General features: G+C 37.0%; 17 protein-coding genes and 1 pseudogene. 10 read left to right on the forward strand and 8 right to left on the reverse strand.

From position 1 onward, the window contains the following. From Dongsha4_RS00110 to Dongsha4_RS18955, 7 genes are read left to right on the forward strand one after another with little or no spacing between them, the layout of a single operon-like run. Positions 1–2460, forward strand: coding sequence for a DEAD/DEAH box helicase family protein (locus Dongsha4_RS00110; protein ID WP_330203779.1), 2460 nt, complete (start codon positions 1–3; stop codon positions 2458–2460). A gap of 13 nt (positions 2461–2473) precedes the next feature. Then, entirely contained in the window at positions 2474–2710 is a 237-nt protein-coding gene (locus tag Dongsha4_RS00115; RefSeq protein ID WP_330203780.1) for a hypothetical protein, read from the forward strand. After that, the gene (locus tag Dongsha4_RS00120; protein WP_330203781.1) at positions 2698–3144 is read left to right on the forward strand and encodes a type II toxin-antitoxin system VapC family toxin; all 447 of its coding nucleotides are present in this window, start codon (positions 2698–2700) and stop codon (positions 3142–3144) included. Before Dongsha4_RS00115 ends, Dongsha4_RS00120 begins: the two co-directional genes overlap by 13 nt. After that, the gene (locus Dongsha4_RS00125; RefSeq protein ID WP_330203782.1) at positions 3141–3758 is read left to right on the forward strand and encodes a restriction endonuclease subunit S; all 618 of its coding nucleotides are present in this window, start codon (positions 3141–3143) and stop codon (positions 3756–3758) included. The genes Dongsha4_RS00120 and Dongsha4_RS00125 overlap by 4 nt, the downstream gene beginning before the upstream one ends. Before the next feature lie 2 nt (positions 3759–3760). Beyond that, entirely contained in the window at positions 3761–4006 is a 246-nt protein-coding gene (locus Dongsha4_RS00130; protein WP_330203783.1) for a hypothetical protein, read from the forward strand. After that, entirely contained in the window at positions 4003–5550 is a 1548-nt protein-coding gene (locus Dongsha4_RS00135) for an N-6 DNA methylase (protein ID WP_330203784.1), read from the forward strand. Before Dongsha4_RS00130 ends, Dongsha4_RS00135 begins: the two co-directional genes overlap by 4 nt. Next, entirely contained in the window at positions 5550–5798 is a 249-nt protein-coding gene (locus tag Dongsha4_RS18955) for a winged helix-turn-helix domain-containing protein (RefSeq protein WP_425590770.1), read from the forward strand. Before Dongsha4_RS00135 ends, Dongsha4_RS18955 begins: the two co-directional genes overlap by 1 nt. On the opposite strand, the pseudogene Dongsha4_RS00140 reads toward Dongsha4_RS18955, so the two are convergent. Next, positions 5697–5996 (reverse strand): annotated as a pseudogene (locus tag Dongsha4_RS00140) (helix-turn-helix domain-containing protein); the annotation flags it as partial. The gene Dongsha4_RS18955 and the pseudogene Dongsha4_RS00140 overlap by 102 nt on opposite strands. 515 nt (positions 5997–6511) lie before the next feature. Here Dongsha4_RS00140 and Dongsha4_RS00145 point away from each other — a divergent pair. Then, the gene (locus Dongsha4_RS00145) at positions 6512–7285 is read left to right on the forward strand and encodes an SAM-dependent chlorinase/fluorinase (RefSeq protein WP_330203785.1); all 774 of its coding nucleotides are present in this window, start codon (positions 6512–6514) and stop codon (positions 7283–7285) included. A 17-nt stretch (positions 7286–7302) separates the two neighbouring features. Here Dongsha4_RS00145 and Dongsha4_RS00150 read toward each other — a convergent pair whose 3' ends face one another. The 4 genes from Dongsha4_RS00150 to purC form a co-directional block, all read right to left on the reverse strand. Then, complete coding sequence (locus Dongsha4_RS00150; RefSeq protein WP_330203786.1) at positions 7303–8196, reverse strand: NAD(P)-dependent oxidoreductase; 894 nt, start codon at positions 8194–8196, stop codon at positions 7303–7305. 11 nt (positions 8197–8207) lie between these two features. Then, positions 8208–9689, reverse strand: a complete 1482-nt coding sequence (gene pap, locus Dongsha4_RS00155) for a polyphosphate:AMP phosphotransferase (RefSeq protein ID WP_330203787.1) — start codon at positions 9687–9689, stop codon at positions 8208–8210. 338 nt (positions 9690–10027) lie between these two features. Continuing rightward, positions 10028–12286: a BamA/TamA family outer membrane protein gene (locus Dongsha4_RS00160; RefSeq protein ID WP_330203788.1), complete on the reverse strand. Its 2259-nt coding sequence runs from the start codon at positions 12284–12286 to the stop codon at positions 10028–10030. Positions 12287–12319: 33 nt separating this feature from the next. Further along, positions 12320–13066 (reverse strand): phosphoribosylaminoimidazolesuccinocarboxamide synthase, encoded by a 747-nt coding sequence (gene purC / locus Dongsha4_RS00165; RefSeq protein ID WP_324281509.1) that lies wholly within the window; start codon positions 13064–13066, stop codon positions 12320–12322. A 155-nt stretch (positions 13067–13221) separates the two neighbouring features. Between purC and Dongsha4_RS00170 the strand changes: the two genes are divergently transcribed. Continuing rightward, positions 13222–14169, forward strand: coding sequence for a DNA polymerase III subunit delta' (locus Dongsha4_RS00170; protein ID WP_330203789.1), 948 nt, complete (start codon positions 13222–13224; stop codon positions 14167–14169). Positions 14170–14299: 130 nt separating this feature from the next. Here the strand turns inward: Dongsha4_RS00170 and Dongsha4_RS00175 are convergent, their stop codons facing one another. The 3 genes from Dongsha4_RS00175 to Dongsha4_RS00185 all read right to left on the reverse strand — a co-directional run bounded on the left by Dongsha4_RS00175 (position 14300) and on the right by Dongsha4_RS00185 (position 18174). Beyond that, positions 14300–15520 (reverse strand): ATP-dependent 6-phosphofructokinase, encoded by a 1221-nt coding sequence (locus Dongsha4_RS00175; protein ID WP_330203790.1) that lies wholly within the window; start codon positions 15518–15520, stop codon positions 14300–14302. 471 nt (positions 15521–15991) lie between these two features. Continuing rightward, positions 15992–16543 (reverse strand): photosystem I assembly protein Ycf4, encoded by a 552-nt coding sequence (locus Dongsha4_RS00180; protein ID WP_330203791.1) that lies wholly within the window; start codon positions 16541–16543, stop codon positions 15992–15994. A gap of 224 nt (positions 16544–16767) precedes the next feature. Continuing rightward, positions 16768–18174 carry a Rieske 2Fe-2S domain-containing protein gene (locus tag Dongsha4_RS00185; protein ID WP_330203792.1) on the reverse strand — a complete coding sequence of 469 codons (1407 nt, stop codon included), beginning with the start codon at positions 18172–18174 and terminating at the stop codon, positions 16768–16770. A gap of 216 nt (positions 18175–18390) precedes the next feature. Between Dongsha4_RS00185 and Dongsha4_RS00190 the strand changes: the two genes are divergently transcribed. Further along, entirely contained in the window at positions 18391–20289 is a 1899-nt protein-coding gene (locus tag Dongsha4_RS00190; protein WP_330203793.1) for a S9 family peptidase, read from the forward strand. Positions 20290–20300 lie beyond the last annotated feature (11 nt).

Below are 20300 nucleotides of genomic sequence, written 5' to 3' on the forward strand. Positions count from 1 at the left end.
ATGAATGAAGCAGAAACTAGAGCTAAGTTAATTGATCCAACGTTACATCAAAGGGGATGGACAGAAGATCATATTCGTAGGGAAGAAACGGCGGGGAGTATCGTTATTATTGATGATCAGCCCCGTAAATTGGGTAAGGGTAGGGTTGACTATATCTTAAGGTTAAGATTATCAGAAACAACTCAACCCGTCGCAGTGGCAATTATCGAAGCGAAGGCAGAATATGCACCGCCGAATCAAGGTTTAGAACAGGTGAAACGTTATGGCAAGTTGTCGAATGTGCCTTTTGTTTATAGTTCTAATGGTCATTTATTTGTGGAATATGACGCTTTTACGGGAAAAACCAGTAAGCCTAAAACGTTGAGTCAGTTTCCTACTCCTCAAGATTTACAGGCTAGGTATGAACAACATAAGGGTTTTAAGTTAGATGCGGAAATAGCGAAACCTTTATTAACTCCCTATCGTGGTGGGGAAGCGTCAAGGCGATACTATCAGGATGCGGCGATTCGAGCGGTATTTGAGAAGATTGCTTCTTGTTATGAGGGTAATGAGGCTTTAAGGGCTTTATTGAGTTTGGCTACTGGTGCAGGGAAAACCTATATTGCGACTCAAATTCTCTGTCGTATAGCCGATGCAGGACAGTTAAGACGGGCTTTATTTATCTGTGACAGAACCGAATTAAGGGATCAAGCTAGTGCGGCTTTAAAGGGGATTTTTGGGGATGATGTGGCGGTGATTTCGGGTAAGAATCCTCAGAAAAATGCACGGATTTTAGTGGCTACCTATCAAACTTTAGATGTAGATGATTCCCCCCAACCCTTAATTACAGATGATCCCCCCCAACCCCCCTTAATAAGGGGGGAGAAGACAAAACAAGTCCCCCTTAGCAAGGGGGATAAAGGGGGATCAAATTTCTTAGTCAATAATTATCCCGAAAATTACTTCAGTCATATCATTATAGATGAGTGTCATCGATCGGCGTGGGGTAAATGGTCATTAGTTTTAACTCGTAATCCTGAAGCGGTGCAAATTGGTTTAACTGCTACTCCTCGCAAGTTAGACACTACCGAAGACACCCCCGAAGTGAGGGAAGATTTACAGATTACGGCGGATAATGTCCGTTATTTTGGTGAGCCTGTTTATGAGTATGATATTGGACAAGGTATTGAGGATGGTTATTTAGCGGTTTGTTCTATTCATCCTCGTAATATCAATTTAGATCATACGGGTATCACTATTGAGGAGATTTTGGCACGGAATCCAGTGGATAGTATTACAGGGCAACCCGTCACCGAGGAGGAGATTCGAGAGCGTTATGAGTGTACTAGCTATGAGCGTCGTATAGAGCTTCCCGATCGAGTTTTAGTGATGTGCAAAGACTTATTCTCGGCTTTAGTACAAAGGGGCAAACCTGAGCAAAAAACTGTTATCTTCTGTGTCAGTGATAAACACGCTGATGAGGTGGCTATTACCATGAATAATATTTATGTGGATTGGTGTGGTCAAAATAACCGTCAACCGTTGCCTGATTATGCTTTTAAATGTACGGCAAAAAGTTCTGGTAATGATTATTTACCTGATTTAAAGGAGTCTTCGAGAAGTCATTTTATCGCTACTACGGTGGATTTGTTGACTACTGGGGTGGATGTGCCTCCGTTGGAAAACATTGTCTTTTTCCGTTATATGCGATCGCCTCTTACTTTTTATCAGATGATTGGTAGGGGTACAAGGTTACATCCGCCTTCGGGTAAGTTGATGTTTCGGGTTTATGACTATACCAATGCTACTCGTTTATTTGGGGTGGAGTTTTTGACTAAGTTATCACCCCGTAAGGATGATAAGACAGGCAATAAAGTTAAGGAGAAGGGGGGTAGTTATAATGTGGAATCTCAAAAAATTATTACTGTGGAAGGTTTTGATGTACGCATTAGTGCAGGGCAAAAGTCTATTTTAACGATGGTAAATGGTGAGACGATTCCGGTGAGTGTGGAGGAATACCGAGAAAGGTTAGGGAAACGGTTAATTGAGGAGGTGTCGAATATTGCTCTATTTCGAGAGATTTGGATTAAGCCTAATACCCGTAATCAGTTAATGAGTATTTTACCTGATGGGGGGCGATCGCCTTTAGTATTAAGAGCAGTATCGGAGTTGGAAGACTATGATTTGTTTGATATTCTAGGGGAATTGGGTTATGGTATTCAGTTACGCACCCGTAAACAACGGGCAGAAGCCTTTGAGTATAAGCAAGAAAAATGGTTAGAAATGATGCCAGAAGCCACAGGAAAGACTATTAAAGCCATTACAGCTCAATTTGCTCAAAATGGAACGGAGGAGCTAGAAAACCCTAAATTATTTCAGTTACCAATGGTGAAAAAAGCAGGGGGAATCGGTGCTTTAAAAGAGTTTGGCGATCCTAAAGAGATATTATTAGAGACTAAAATGAGGTTATTTGCGGCATAAGGAGTTAAAAACGATGAGTAACATTTCACCTACTTTACTTGATCAAATTCAAGAAATGAATGTTAATGAAAAGCTAGAATTGATGGTTTTTTTAGCTAATTCAATTAAAAATAATCAACAAAAAATGATAAATATTTCTGAAAAAAAAGGTTCTTTAAGTAGATTTATTGGGACTGGTAAAGGTTGTTATCTAACTCCTAAAGATGCTGATAATTTTATTCGTCAGGAGCGTGATAAATGGGATTATTAGAAGTTATTAAAGGTAAAAAAATTTATTTAGATACTAATATTTTTATTTATGCTGTCGAAGGCTATGAAGAATATTTAGAACATTTAGACTTGTTATTTAATTATTTAGAACATGGTCTTTTACAAGCTATTACCAGTGAGTTGAGCCTGTCAGAAGTTTTGGTTAAACCAATGATAGATGAAAATATTCATCTACAAAATATTTATCAAGATATGATTCAAACTTCTTCTAGTTTAGAGGTAATAAACATTGATAGAAAAATCCTAATAGAGTCAGCAAACATAAGAAGCAAAACGAAAATTAAGTTACCTGATTCTATTCATGGGGCTACCGCAATTTTCAATAATTGTTCCGATTTTTTAACTAATGACAAACAGTTAAATTTATTACCTGATATTAACGTTATTATTTTGGAGGATTTACTGAATAAATGACTAAAAATAAGCACAATTTACCTGATGGTTGGCAATGGGTTAAATTAGGTGATGTTTGTGAGATTATTAATGGTTCAACCCCAAAATCGACAATAGATGAATATTGGAATGGTGATATAGTATGGATTACACCTACTGATTTAGGACAATTATCAACGCCAATCATTAAAGATTCTCTAAGAAAAATAACAGAGAAAGGTTATAAAAGCTGTAATACAAATATTGTACCTAAAGGATCAATAATTTTTTCTTGTAGAGCACCAATAGGTCATATTGGAATAGCAGATGTTTCTCTGTGTACGAATCAAGGTTGTAAAAGTTTTGTGTTAAAAGAGAATATAGATCAATGGTTTCTTTATTATTATATTAAAGAATCAGTCCCTGAGTTACAGTCGTTAGGTAGTGGAGCAACTTTTAAAGAAATTTCTAAGTCTAAACTAGCTACTTTTCCGATTCTGTTACCGCCGATAGATGAACAAAAACGCATCGCATCGATACTGAATGAGCAAATGTCAGCAGTGGAAAGGGCAAGGAAAGCCGCAGAAGCTCAACTGGAAGCAATAAATCAACTACCATCCGCCTTATTAAGACGTGCCTTTAATGGAGAATTATAACCATGACTAAAGTAACAGTATCAAAAGCCCGAATCTTTGAAGAAGAATATCCTTATATAAGTCGCTTTGTGCAAGAGCAAGGAAAAATAGAGGTAGGCTATGCTGAAGGGCATCCTCCCTTCTTTGTGGTTGCTTACGATGAAGGCGGTACAATCTTTGAGGGTAAAGAAGAATATAACTCAATGGATAAAGCCTTTGCAGACTTAGAAAATGGTATCAAAGAATTTATGGAGAAAAATGGACTATGAGCAGTAAAAACGGTAAAAACAACATCAAACAATTTAACACCCAACAAAGCCTCAACAGCTATATTAAAGGTATCTGTGACATTATGAGGCGATCGAACTGTACCAGTGCCTTACAATACGTTCCCGAATTAACATGGTTGTTATTTTTGCGTATCCTTGATGACATCGAACAACAAGAAGCTGAAGGTATGGAAGTATTAGGCTTAGACTTTCATTACTCCCTTGAATACCCTTACCGTTGGCAAGATTGGGCATCTCCTAACGGCACAAAACGGCTAGAGTTAACCATGAGTGGCAACTTAGGGGATTTTATGAACTTCGTTAACGGCGGTTACGACAATGACGGTAAACCCTTTGGCTTGTTACCCACCCTCAAAACCTTAAAAGATAAACCGAAAGCCACCCCTAGACAAAAAATTATCAGCGAAGTTCTCTCTGCTACTGATAAAGTAAGAATTGATAGTGAGCGTAACTTACTAGATGTCTTAGATAAAGTCCACGAAATCCGCAACGTTGACGATACCCACATCTTCCCCATATCCCAAGTATATGAAGGGTTACTGTTGAAGATGGGGGAGAAAAATAACGATGGTGGGCAATTCTTTACCCCTAGAGAAGTAATAAGGGCGATTGTTACTGCTATAAATCCCCAAATCGGAGAAACCGTCTATGATCCAGCCAGTGGTACAGGAGGCTTCCTTGCCCAAACCTACGAACATATTAGCAATCAATTAGGGGATGACATCACCGCCGAACAATTAGAGACGCTTAAACATCAAACCTTTTACGGTAGAGAAAAAGAAAACCTGATTTATCCCATCGCCTTAGCGAACCTTATGTTACACGGTATTGATCAACCGAACCTATGGCATGGTAACACCTTAACAGGTAGTGCCGTCTATGGCGACTTATTTAAAAATGCCCCTCAATTATTTGATGTTATCCTCACTAATCCGCCTTTTGGGGGTAAAGAACATAAAGAAGTACAAGCCAAGTTTAGTTATAAAACCAGTGCCACTCAAGTTCTTTTTTTACAACACTTAATTGACAGTCTCAATCATAACGGTAGATGCGGAGTCGTGTTAGATGAAGGGGTATTATTCCGCACCAATGAAACCGCCTTTGTGCAAACCAAGAAGAAACTACTCAATGATTGTGATTTATGGTGTATTGTCAGCCTTCCTGCGGGGACATTTGCGGCGGCTGGAGGGGGAGTTAAAGCCAATATTCTATTTTTCACCAAAGGTAAACCCACTGAGAAAATTTGGTATTATGACTTATCTGAGGTGAAAGTTACTAAACGTCAACCCCTAACCTCTAAACACTTTGAGGAATTTTTAGAGTTACTCCCTGATAGACAAGACAGTGAGAGAAGTTGGACTGTTACCCGTGAGGAAATAGAACAGAAAAACTATGATCTCAAAGCCGTCAATCCAAATATAAAAGTAGAGGAGGACGATCAAACCCCTGAAGAACTGATACAATTCATAGAAACTAAAAGTCAAGAAGTACAACTTGTACTAAATAATCTAAGAAAAGGATAATGTCAGAATCTTTACCTTCAATCCCCTCATATCAGTCTTTGATGTTGCCCATATTAACTATTGTTGCTGACGGAAGTGAATATAAATTATCAGAAGTCAGACAAACATTAGAAAATAAATTAGGGCTTAGTAACGAACAACTAGACTTAAAGGGCTTTAACTTGTGCTTTAACCGCAATCTGAGAACGATTAACTTTACTTCCTCCCCGATTCGCTTCTATATACTGCTTTTTAATGAAATCAACTAAAACTGAATCTATACGATGTTGACCTTTGTCGGCTCTTTGACTTGAAGATAGACCGTTATTTCCTCCTTCTTCCCATTTTTTCACCATACGTTGCACTGTTCGACGGGAGCAATTTAACTTCTCACTCACTTCATCTAACTTTTTCCCATAAGAGATGCGATCGCACGGTTCCATTAAATAATTGATGAGTTCAATCTTCCTCTGGACATCTTAGGGGATGTCAACAGGGATTACATTCTCTTCTTTGCTCATACTTATGTTTTATAGAAACATAATGTTATTTTAACTGCATTATTATAAAGATGGCAACTATTGTGTTATAAATCGTCAAAAGTCAAATCAGAAGAAGTGACAGTTAATTTGTTAATAATCAGAATAATGACAACTAATTTGTTAAACCTATCTTTGATGATGAGGAGGGATCAAAGATGGTTATGATTGTTTAGGGAAGGGGATTTGAGGAGGAATTATCCCCATGACAAATAAAATGTTAAAGCGACAGATAAAATGTTATTCGACAACTATCATATAATCATTATAAGTCAATTCTTAACATCTTTTTGTCTAAGTACCGGTAAGTATTTTAAACTCTTGCCTGTTGCTTATCCTTGGTGACACTTCTTTTTTCTCAACCCCTATTTAGTTTGAGCTATTTTATCAAGTATTAAATTAAATACTAACTGTTAATTTTATTGAAAAAAATAGTATTAATAATGATTACTTTACTGACAGATTTTGGTTTGCAAGATATTTATGTGGGAGTGATGAAAGGAATTATAAAAACAATTAATCCAGATATATATATTATTGATTTAACCCACGATATTCCCCCTCAAAATATCTCCGCCGCTAGTTTTGCTTTAGCAAATTCTGTGGATTTTTTTCCTGATGATACCATTCATTTAGCCATAGTTGATCCTACCGTTGGTAGTGACAGAAAAATAGTTGCGATCGCATTTGAAAAAGGTTATATAATATGTCCTAATAATGGCATAATAACAGGGGTTTTAAATAGGTATAAACCACAACAAATTTATGAGTTAACTAATAGTAATTATTGGCTTAATCAAATTCCTAGCAATACTTTTCATGGTAGAGATATATTTGCACCTATGACGGCTTATTTAAGTAAAGGTATCGGATTAGAAACTTTAGGTCATAATCTTAATAAAGAAGATTTAGTGATTTTAGATGACATTTATCCCATAATTAAAGAAAAAGAAATAATCGGTTCAATACAATATATTGATACTTACGGTAATTTAATTACTAATATCACCGCTAAAATGTTAGAAAATAAATCTTGGTACGTACAAGAAGGAGAAAATAAAATTTTTCCTCAATCCACTTATAGCAACATTAAAAAGAAAGAATTACTTACCCTAATTGGTAGTCATGGATATGTAGAAATAGCCATTAATCAGGGCAATGCTAAAATGATTTTAAATAAAGAATATGGTGATTTTATAACAGTAAAAATACAGTGATGTAACTGACTTGCTTTCTAACTGAAATTTTCCAGATGTTGGTAAGCATTAATCATCCCCTGAGTGCCTTGACTATATCCTTCTCCTTCATTCAAATCAGCACTGACTTGAAATAACTGATTAGCTAATTCTATGCCGGGTAAATGCTCATCCTTGAGGGTTTCTTGCACTAAACGTAAGTCTTTTAATATATGCTTAATCATGAATCCGGGTTCAAAATCTGCCTCAATAACTTTTTTGCCCAAATTAGCTAATGCCCACGAACCTGCCGCACCCGTACTACATACTTTTACAATTAAGTTGGGGTCTATATTTTGAACTTGGGCTAATTTCATCGCTTCACATAAGGCTACCATATGCAAACTAGCTAAAACCTGATTACATAATTTTACCCCTTGTCCACTACCGACTTCTCCACAGTGAGTAATATTTTTGCCCATAATCTCTAAATATGGTAAACATTCTCTAAAGTCTTCTTCTTTGCCTCCTACCATAATCGTTAAAGTGCCTTGTTGAGCTCCAATATCTCCCCCAGAAACAGGGGCATCTAAGAAACGAATTTGCTTTTTCTCTAATTGACTGGCAATGTTTTTCACTGCTGTTGAGCCAATGGTGCTAAAGTCAACTACTAAGCTGTTTGAGGAAGCAAAATTAATTACCCCTGACTCTGACAATAAAACTTCTTCTACATCTGGCACATCTCCTAAACAAGTAAAAATTATTTCGGCAGACTCTACCGCTTCGGCAATGCTATCTACCATTGTTAAAGATGATTCTTGTAATAAAGATTGTATATGAGGGCGATTTTTTGTGCGATTCCAAACTTTAACTTGACATTGGGCATTAGCTAAATTTTTTGCCATTGGTGCCCCCATTACCCCTAATCCTAAAAATGCTATTTGATGATTCATGATTAACAGTTCTAATTAATCTTACTTTTGACAGCGTTGACTACGGTTTCTAATACATGAACCCTAGCATAATATTTATCATTCCCCGGTACAACTGTCCAAGGGGCGAGGGCTGTGCTAGTACGGGCGATCGCTTGATTTACTGCCACATCATACAAATTCCATTTTTCTCGGTTGCGCCAATCTTCTTCGGTTAGTTTATAACGTTTATAAGGGTCTTCTTTTCGATCTTGAAAACGGTTTAATTGTTCTTCTGGACTAATATGTAACCAGAATTTTAAAACAATATAATTATATGTAGCTAATTGAGCTTCAAACTCGTTAATTTCTCTGTAGGCTCTCCGCCATTCAATCTCCGTGGCAAATCCTTCTATTCTTTCTACTAATACTCTACCATACCAACTGCGATCGCATATAGCAATTTTTCCTAAAGCTGGTAAACTACGCCAAAAACGCCAAAGATAATGATATTTTTTTTCTTCATCTGTTGGGGCCGCAAAGGCGTGAACTTCATAACTACGAGGGTCTAAAATATCGGTAACACGCTTAATAGCACCTCCTTTCCCTGCCGCATCCCAACCTTCAAACAATAGTAAAACCCCGATATTATGTTCATAAATATCTTTTTGTAATTGTCTGAGTTGCACTTGGTATTTTTTTAATTTAGTTTTATATTCATCCTTTGGTAAGTGTAAGGTTAAATCTGTTTGAGCTAAATAATCAGGCTCAGTGGGTAATAATTGATTTTGGGGTGCAGAAGATGGAGTTGCTGTGATAATTTCTCTCTTGGCTAAACCTTCTCGAATAGTGGCCACTAGGTGGGTTAAAACCTTCACTTTCGCCCAACGTTGACAATCTGCCTCTACTAAAACCCACGGGGCAAATCCCGTGCTAGTATAAATCAACATTTCTTCTGCTAAATGACTATATTCCTCATAATTTTTTACTTGTTGCCAGTCTTCTTTACGCACTCGCCACGATTCTAGTTCATCTTTTTCATATTTTTTAAGACGATTTTTAAGTTCTTTATTGCTAACATGAAGCCAATATTTAGCAACCACTGCCCCATCTTCTACTAACTGTCTTTCAAAGGCATTAATATCCCTCATTATCAATGGCACTCTTTCATCTTCTAGGCGCTTAAATAATCTATCTTCTAATACATGGGTGTACCAACTATGGTAAAAAATGCCAATACTTCCAACTGGCGGAATTTTCTGCCAGAAACGCCAAAGAAAAGGATATTGTTTTTCTTGGTCTGATGGTGCTAGGATAGGATGAACGGTAAAACCACGAGGATCCATATAGTTTGTCATTTGTTTTACTAATCCCCCTTTTCCTGCGGCCGCCCACCCTTCTAAAACTACGATGATAGGCAATTTTTGTAACCAACAAATATTCTGGAGCGATCGCAACTCTCGCATTAATTCTTCTATTTTGTAGCGGTAAGTATCCTTATCGAGAGAGTTACTTAAATCAAGGGTGTCTAACATTTAAAAACTTTATCCTAACAACTTTATTCTATTTCCAAATATATAGTTTATTTTGTTGATACTAATTCATTCTTAATTAATTCTTAACACAAGTAAATAAAGGTTTCAGGCTTCAGGTGGTAGGGGTTGAATATATTAAATCCTTACGGTATTGGGGAATTAGGGGGAAACGAGTTAGTAGTTAGGAGTTAGGAGTTCGGAGTTAGAAGTCATTAATTATCATCAACTATTTACCTTTGCCCTTTGCCCCTTGCCCTTTGCCCTTTTAACTTTCACCTTTGCCCCTTGCCCTTTTCTCCACCACTCATAGATGAAAATGTATCCCGAACTCAGGTTACTTAAAATTTCTCCCCTATACCAAAATGAATACGGCTATCACCTTCATCATTAATGGCATAATCAATACGAATAGGCCCGACAGGAGATTGAACCCTTACTCCTAAACCATAGCCAAAACCATCACCATTTAAGCCTCTGACTTCAGCAGGTTTACCAATCACTGCACCCCCAGAACCTAAAGTAGTACCATAGTCAAAGAATAATGCACCCCCAACAAAAGAAATAATTGGGAAACGATATTCCGCAGTGGCTTGAAAGTACGATCGCCCATTCCCTAAATCTCCTTCTCCGTAGCCTCTGACAGAATTACTACCGCCGATAACAAAGGCTTCATAGGGGGGTAAGTCACCGAGAACAGTACCTCCTTGGAAGTTAAAAGCAAGGGTTTGAGGACCTTCTGTAAAGTCAAAATTAATTAGTTTCAGGGGAATATAATAACTATAACTAGCACGAACACGGTTAAATAATATACCAGTACCCGGAAGAGTTTGTTCTGTTCCTAACAGTAGTAAACTACCGCTAGTAGGTGTTAAACCATTATTACGAGTATCTTGAGACGCATTAAAACGCCAAGTAATTAAATCATCAACTCCACTGGCATTATACGCTAATTTCTGACTGCCAAAGGCTTCTCCTGAACGGGGCGATAAATCACCGTCTGCGTCTTGAACTTCAATGTGTTGATATTGTAAGCCTGTACTTAATACCCACTCGGCGGGAGAAAAGGGATCTTTAGCAAGGGGTCTGGAGAAAGAAATACCTGCCCCCGTACGAACAACTCTAGGGCTATCATTATTGACCTCTGTACGGATGGTTTCTGTATCTGTACCATCGTACACTAGAGAGATGGAACGACGACGGAAAATATTGCCAGTGTAGGATGTGCGGTAAGGATCTCCTGCAATCCAAGGATCTTGATAGCTCAAGTCGAAAAGAAGTTCTCTTTCCCCTAACTGAAATTCAACCCCAACAGTCTGGTTATTTCCGCCAAGGTTTCTTTCTTGATAACTAACTGTACCAAAAATACCGCTAGTGGAACTAATACCTGCACCTGCCGCAAGAGAGCCAGTATTTGTTTCAACAACCTCTACATTCATGACCACTTCTGAGGGGTCTTCTGCAGGACTAAAGGAGAGTTTTACATCCTCAAAAATGCCTAAACCGAATACTCTTTGTAAGTCTTGTTGAGCAGTTCTCCGATTAAATATATCTCCGGGTTTAAGTTTCATTTCTCTGGTAACAATGAAATCTCTTGTTCTACCATTAGTTTCTTCTTGTTCAGAGTTAAAAAATTTAACTTGAATATCAGCGATTTGTCCTTCTGCGATAATTAGGGTGACGACTCCTTGTTCACTAATTTGGGGTGCCCCAACTACTTGTGCTAGGTCATAGCCGTTATCGGTGTACCATTTATTTAGTTCTGCAATGCCTTCTTGTAAGTCTCGCAGATTAAGAATTTGTCCATACTGTTCTGCAAAGGCTTCGTTAATTACTTCAGGAGGTAATAAACTTTGTTCATCAGTTTTTTCAGGTAGAGTTTGAATTTCTACTTTTTGCAAAACTGGGTTTGCTTCAACTTGGTAGGTAATTCTGACCCCATATTGGGTATCTTCGGGAGTTACTCGAACGTTGCGGAAAAAGCCTGTGGCATAGATGGCGTTAATATCTTCTTGTAAACGAGAGCGAGTCGTGGTGCGTCCGGGAGTAGTACGAATTGTATTGTAAACCAGATCGGTCAGTTCAGGATCAACCCCTGTAACTAAGACTTCAGAAACTAATACTCTGGGTTCTTGGGAGGTTTCATTTTGAGGAGAATTTGGTGTTGAGGGGGGTTGATTTTGCTGAGTTTCTGGAGAGGTGGTTGTGTCTGTTTGAGATAATAAGTTTTGGGCAATATATGAGGGGGAATTTTCGATAATTTTATCTTCACTCAGGGGTTGAGTTGGGTAGGTTACGGGAATAGAAATATGAGGAGTTTCGGAGTTATGGGAAGATAACTGAGGGGTTTTTTCTGCCAGAGCCTTTAAGGGTGTTGTGACACTAATCAGAGATAGCAGTGTAAGAGTAAGGGGTTTTGACCATAGGGATTTAGGCTTTGTATAAGAGATTGTTTGCTGGGGGATTTTTTTTGTAAGCAAAGAGAGATTTTTTGCTATGTTTTTTTCGTTCAAGGTGATACTGACACCCTCTTTTTGTGCCTGTGTCAAACCCAGACTTATTGTCTTTAAATAATTCTTACTGTTTTTGTTCACTGCCACACACCAAATGTTAATTATTTGTTTTTAAATATACTAGCTATTTTTGAGTTTTTCAATTTGTGTTAAAACTCTTTGTTGTACCTCTTGATAGGCGGATTCTATTTTGCCTAAGTCTTGGCGAAAACGATCTTTATCTAGGACTCTTTTTTGTTTATCTTGTTCCAATTCATCCCATAAACGGCAAGTATCGGGACTAATTTCATCGGCTAAAATAATATTGTTTTCTGAATCAAAGCCGAATTCTAGTTTAAAATCGACGAGGGTAATTTGACAACTTTGGAAAAATTCTTGTAGGTGTTGATTAATTTGTAGTGCGTATTGTTTCAGTTGCTCTATTTGTTCTGAAGGTATGATATTGAGAATTGAGAGGCGATCGCGCGTTAGTAGAGGATCTCCTAATTCATCATTTTTAAGGTAAAATTCCACGAGGGGGAAAGGCAATTTTTCACCTTGATTTAATCCCGTTTGTTTACATAAACTTCCTGCGGCGATATTTCTAACTACTACTTCGAGGGGAATAATCTTAACGGCTTTGACCAACATTTCACGAGAGGAGGGCTGATCAATAAAATGCGTGGGAATACCTTTAGATTCTAGCCACTTTAGCAGGGCGGATGAAACTGTACAGTTTATTTCTCCTTTACCTACTATCGTTCCTTTTTTTTGGGCATTGAAAGCGGTGGCATCATCCTTAAAATAAGTTAAGTATTCTTGCTCTTTTTCTGTCCCATAGACAATTTTGGCTTTTCCTTCATATAATTTTTGAGCCGATGTTGACATAGTTAAAAATCATCCTAGACAAATAAATCCAAATATTACCTTATCATAATTAGCGATTTGAGCAATGGAGATTTCACTGTTCAGGAGAGGTTAATTAAACACTCTTGCCTTTTGTCTTATCGAAATTGTTAATTACTAATAAAAATCTACTACGAATGAAACCTTTAGCAAAATTAATTGGACAACCTTTAGCCGTAGAACTTTTAGAAAGTGCGATCGCAATAGATAGAATTGCCCCTGCATATTTGTTTATCGGTGCGGAAGGCATTGGTAAAGCATTAGCGGCGAAGTGTTTTACAGAAATGTTGTTAATTTCCCCCGATGAAGATTATGCTTCTGCTTGTCAAAAGTTATATGCGGGAAATCATCCTGATTTTTTATGGGTTGAACCAACTTACAATGATAAAGGTCAATTGTTAACAGCGAAAGAAGCCGAGGAAAAAGGTTTAAAACGGAAAACTGCTCCACAAATTAGAATTGAGCAAGTGAGAGAAATTAGTCAATTTGTAAGTCGTCCTCCCCTAAAAGGCGATCGCTCTATTGTGGTGATTGAAGGGGCAGAGTTAATGGCAGAATCGGCAGGAAATGCTCTTTTAAAAACCCTTGAAGATCCGGGCAGAGCAACAATTATTTTAATTGCAAAAAGCACAGATTCTATTCTTTCAACCTTAGTTTCTCGCTGTCAAATAATTCCTTTTTTTCGTCTTAGTGAAGAACATTTAAAGTTAGTTTTATATAGAGCTAATAAAGCTGAAGTTTTAGATTATCCTCAGTTAATAAATTTATCTCAAGGTTGTCCGGGCAAAGCGATCGCAGATTGGCAAAAATTGACTGATATTCCTTCTGATTTGATCAATAAATTAACTAAATTTCCTAGGAATATTATAGAAGGCTTATTATTAGCCAAAGAAATTACCAAAAATTTAGAATTAGATACACAACTATGGTTAGCTGATTATTTACAGTATTTTTATTGGGAAAAAGAAAGAAAATCAGAGTTAATTAATAGTTTAGAAAAAGTAAAAAAATTATTATTTAGATATGTACAACCTCGACTTGTTTGGGATTGTTTTTTCTTAGAAAATATTTTAGAAAGCAACTAAGAATCAAAGGGCAAGGGGCAAAGGTAAATAGTTGCTAATTAAGAATTAAGAATTAAAAACTCCGTTCACGACCGAAGGGAGTGTAAGAGCCGGGGGGTGCGAACTCTCCGAACTCTCCAACTCCGATAATTCACTCATTAGTAATGGTTGAAGCTAAAGGAGTGTAAGGATAGTTAGAAGTATGAGGATGATAGTGGGATTCTCCTAAATAAATACCCAAAGATAAAGCTGTTCTGACCATGAAACCTTCTGGATCTACGGGTGAAGGACAAGTTTTTTCCTGATGACACCATTTAATCATAGGCATAATTTGCTCAAGGGATTTGCTTTCCACATTTCCGTTTTGCCAAATAACTAGGCGGTTATAACATTCTTCTCCGATCAAATCTAGGGCTTTGATAGCAAATACTGTCGCTAAAATGCGATCGAATGAGCTAGGGACACCACATCTTTGTAAATGACCTAAAATAGTTGCTCTTGTATCAATTTGGTTTAATCCGCAGTAGCGATCGCCCCCAGTGGAACATAATTGATGACTTCTTTCTTTCAATAAATCTGCCAAGGTTTCCGCAATATAAGGATCTTTTTCCGCATTTAGCCCTTTTACCCCTTCTGCTATGACAATTAAAGCAAATTTACGCCTATCTTTACGCAATTGGGCAATATATTCACACATTCCTACTAAAGTAGCTTCCGTTAGTTGAGGAGTTAACTCTGGAATTAAAATACAGTCTGCTCCCCCTGCTATACCAGCGTGTAAAGATAAATGACCTGCATCTCTTCCCATCACCTGCACCACCATAATTCTTTCGTGACTGGCGGCGGTAAAAGTCAAATCGTATAGGGCTTGTGTGACTGTATTACGAGCAGTATCAAAGCCCACAGACCTCTCGGTAAAAGCAACATCATTATCAATAGTTTTAGGAATTACAACTAAGTTCCAATTACCTTTTTTAGCTAAATCATAAATAATATCTAAGCTACCATCTCCACCAATAGCAATTAAAGCATCTAATTCTAGGGCTTCATAACCTTTGATAATGTCTTTTGTAACTTGTTCTTCTTGAGGATTACCTCTACTTAAAGAACCCAAAACACTACCACTCATAAACTGTAATACATCCAAACCCTGTAAAACACCGGGTAAATCATAACCGTGAGGATGTAACTTAAGTTCCTCAATATTTAGTTTTCCATGAACAAAATCAATAAATCCATCCGTACCCCTAGGAATACCATATACTTCCCATCCCCTTAAAGTCGCATACTTTACCACTGCTCTAATAATCGCATTTAGTCCGGGGCAGTCTCCTCCACTGGTGAGAATACCAATTCTTTTTTTTGTCTTCATCTTGCAATTTTCTTATTATTTAAAACATAAGTTTTATGCTTTAATCTTATGATTAATTTAAAAATTTCTATCAAGAGAAAACATTAAATTAAATTAAAAAAAATAACAGAAAGTTTTTAGTGGAATGAGGAAATGAGGAAGTAGGGGCTTAGGGTTTTGATGTGTTAGGGAAGACAAGTTCGGAAGAGGTTTCAGGTTTGGGGTTTCAGGTCTCAGGTTTGACTGTTTTAATTAATTACTAATTTCTAATTACCACTGCCCTGTACATCGTTGCCCTTTCCTTTCAACTTAAAGACAAATTAGCTTAAAATGAGATCTTAAATTAGTACAACAATAGTAGAAAGCGAATTTAATAAGTTTTTTGTCAATTCTTATTACTGTTGTCCTTCTCCCCTTTTAAGGGGAGATATAGAGGGGTTTCCCTTATTTCTTGGCTTCACCAGTATATTTTTGGCTAGATTCAAGTCTGAGTTAAAGTCCTTCTAAAGGCACAGTTAGAAAACGAGCTAATTCTGCTCCTTGATTTTCTAGTTGAGAAAGAGGCATTGGCTCACCAACCGAGGTTAATGGTATGTCTCTTTTGGGTTTAACTCTCAAATATAAAGCTCTTTTGGGGTTTAATCCTTCTTTGATTTCTGCTCTTATAGCCTGAATATCATCAATATCATAGACTAATTCAATTTTGCGATTTTTCCCTAGAAAACCTTGACGATAGATGGTAACTTTACCCTTTTTTTTATCAAATTCGTTGTAACCGCTACCAACATCAAGAATAATCATTAACCATAGATAACTAGCTAATAATGTTCCTGCTACACCGTAAAAAGTTAGGGCAATACCTTGGGGAATGAATTGTAATTCCGAAGTGTCACTAACAATAAGTAAATTTGTATGTAAATAACTGGATAATCCTGCTAAAAGAAAGCCGATACCGCCAATGGAAACTGCGATCGCCCAAAAATAGTTACTAAATCTTCTTGAACCTATTATCTGTTGTTTGTAAATAAAATTATTTGCTGTCATTGGTAAAAATTAATAAATTTATCTTATTAAGAGGGAATAACCTCATCATTATTGAAACAAGTTTAATTGTACCTGAGTTCGACAAGAGGTGTTAGGTTTCAGGTGTCAGGTGTTACGCTGTTAGGGGGAAATAAGTAATGAGTTCGGGGTATTGTGTTCAGGGTTCAGAGTTAGAAGTTATTAATTATTCACTAATTCATCTTTGCCCATTGCCCTTTGATAAACTATGATTTTCTGTTGCGGGAGGGTATTTTTTCTCCCTGATAAAATCTCTTTTCTAACTTGCCTAAATAGATATATAGACTAAAGTTAATTACACTAATAACAGAAACTAAGGGGAAAATAAAATTAGTTAATTCCTCAATATATAAAAATATTAAAGGTATCAAAGACCACACAATTCCTGTTATTATTAAAGCTGAAAAACGTATTTTTTTTATATTCTTCAAAGCACCGCTACAACTGGAACATTGCTCTGTGTGTGAATAATATCTTTCAATTAACTGATCATGATTAGGTGTTTCTGGAAACTCTTGTTCAGGGAATAAATAGGCATTATAGTTCACAACCCATTTTCTTAATTCACTGACAAATAAATCAGATTTTGTTGGTAAATAAAAGGCTTGATTAAATTTTTTACTTCCTCCTAATTTTTCTAAATATCTTTCTTGGTAATGTAGAAATATTTGATCATCTTCGAGAATAGTATTTTGATTAAGATGAGAGTACCATTGAGGAGTTAATTTAATAAAAAATTGGGGGATTTTAGAAGCAAATTGGAAGGGAAATAAAGCAAAAACTCGACATTTTCCCTTACTGATAGGAGTAACATAAACTACCGTCATGGTGCGTCCTAGTTGTTTTGAGGTTAAATCATGCCACATTAAATTAGGAGCAATAAAGGTTGTGCTTTGACTTCCTAGCTTTCCTTTTCTTGGTCCTTCTGCCCAAAATCCTGTAAATCCTTGTCTATCGGCTGTTTTTACTTCTAATTCTACGGGGGCGGCGTTCGATCTATTTCCGACTGTGCCATGATGGGTATAAGAGACATGACTACTATCTAACACGTTTTCTAATAAAGTGAGGGCATCATAGGGTATATCCCTAAAGGTTTTTAAGATAGTCCATTTTTCTTCATTTTCTGTGAGGGGTTGAGTTATGGGCATGGGAGTGAAAAAGGCATTTTCTTTTTTCCCTGCATACACAAATAACATATCATGCTCGATCGCACTTGGGTAAGATTTGACACAAGCACGGGGAGATTTATGACGATTTTCTCCTTCTGGTTGCTGAGGGATTGACTGACAATCACCTTTCCCTGAAAAAGTCCAACCATGATAAGGACATTCTAATAAGCCATCTTCGTTAATTCTACCGGTACTTAAAGGGGCAAGACGATGAGGACACATATCTTGAAACACCCGCCACTGTTGATCCTTTTTATCCCACCAGACTACTAAATCTTCATCTAATAAGGTAAAACGACTTGGTTTATCTTTATGTAAATCATTAACAAAAAAAACAGGATACCAGACCTCTTTGTAATCGAATTCATTGGGATCTTCTCCACCTACAGGAAGGCTTATCAGAGATTTTTTGATATTTTTGTCTTGATGTTGAGCAATAGTCATAATTACTGGCTGTGATGGCTTAATTTAAGTTTCTTCAATTGTAACAAAACTTAATATTTGACCCTGAGAAATTAGTAATTAGCAATAGTGAAGAATAAAAAAACACCTGCAACCCGAAACCTGAAACCTGACACCTCTTTCTGAACTTAGATATTTAAGGTTTGAATTTATGTCAAGATAGGTTGTAAAAGTTTGTGGAAAAATAAATCAAGGAAAATGACGGAAGTAAACTGTGTGAGTTATGGAAAGTGGCGATCGCCTCTAACCTCAGATTTAATTGTGTCTGCTACCATTGGCTTAAGTAGTCCTCGTTTTGACGGTGAGGATATTTACTGGCTAGAAAGTCGTCCTTTAGAGGGAGGTAGAAGTGTTATTGTTAAGTATAGTCCCAATGGAGAACATCAAGACATAACCCCTGCCTCTTTTAATGTGCGTAGTCGTGTTCATGAATATGGTGGAGGTGCTTTTTTAGTTCAAGATAGCACAGTTTATTTTTGTAATAATGCAGATCAAAGAGTTTATATCCAAAAAGTAGGGGAATCTCCTCAACCTCAACCTTTAACCCCTGAATCGAAGTTACGTTATGCTGATTTTTGTCTTGATAAATCTCATAATCGTCTGATTTGCGTCTGTGAGGATCATTCTGAAGAAAATCACGAACCGCAAAATAAGCTAGTTACCATCAATATAACCACAGGAGAAGTTAAAACCCTGTGTGACGGTGCTGATTTCTATGCTTCTCCTCGTATTTCTCCTAATAACTCTCAATTGGCATGGTTATCATGGAATCATCCGAATATGCCTTGGGATAGTACGGAATTGCATTTAGCAGATATTAACCCTGATGGTAGTTTAACTAATATTACTTTGGTTGCTGGAGGGGAAAACGAATCTATCTGTCAACCTGAGTTTAGTCCTAATGGTATTCTTTATTTTAGCGGCGATCGCAGTCTTTGGTGGAATTTATATTATCGAGATGAAAAAGGTAATATTCACTCTGCCTATCCCTTAGATGCTGAATTTGGTTATCCTCATTGGGTATTTGGGGAATCCGTTTATGGTTTTGAGAAAGAAGATAAGATTATTTGCACCTATACTCAAGATGGTTGTTGGTTTCTTGGCAGTATCGATAAAAAGACAAAATCTCTCACTGATTATGAAATACCCTTTACTAATATTGCTTACTTACAGGTACAAGGAGAAGAAATTTTATTTGCAGGTAGTTCACCATCTCAACCCGGCGCTATTGTAAAGATGAATCTTAATCATGGTCAATACGAAATTTTAAAACAATCTAGTAATACAATTATTGATGAAGGATATATCAGTCAACCCATCCCTCTGGAGTTTCCCACCAGTAACGGCAAAACTGCCTATGCTTGGTATTATCCCCCCCAAAATAAAGATTTTGTCGCCCCCGAAGGAGAATTACCCCCTCTTTTAGTTAAAAGTCACGGAGGCCCCACTGCCATGACATCTGCTAGTTATAATCTCAGAATACAATACTGGACGAGTAGGGGTTTTGCTTTTGTTGATGTTAACTATGGTGGTAGTACGGGCTACGGTAGAGATTATCGTCAGAGGTTGAAAGGTAATTGGGGCATTGTGGATGTGGAAGATTGCGTTAATGTGGCTCAGTATTTAGTTAAAGAGGGTAAAGTTGACGGGGATAAATTAGCTATATCAGGAGGAAGTGCAGGAGGATATACAACCTTAGCCGCCCTAACTTTTTTTGATACTTTTAAAGCTGGTGCAAGTTATTATGGGGTAAGTGATTTAGAAATTCTAGCTACTGATACCCACAAATTTGAGTCTCGTTATTTAGATAGCTTAATTGGAAAATATCCCGAAGAAAAAGAAATTTACAAGATGCGATCGCCTCTTTATCATATAGATAAACTATCATGTCCCGTGATCTTTTTTCAAGGACTAGAAGATAAAGTTGTACCCCCTAACCAAGCGGAAATGATGTATAATGCCCTCAAACAAAAAGGTATCAAAACATCCTATATCACCTTTCCCGACGAACAACACGGCTTCCGTAAAGCAGAAAACATAAAAAAAGCCTTAGACACCGAATATAATTTTTATATAGAAATTTTCTCCAATCATTAAAATTCTAGGGC

It is taken from the genome of Cyanobacterium sp. Dongsha4 (assembly GCF_036345015.1).
Classification (GTDB): Bacteria; Cyanobacteriota; Cyanobacteriia; order Cyanobacteriales; family Cyanobacteriaceae; genus PCC-10605.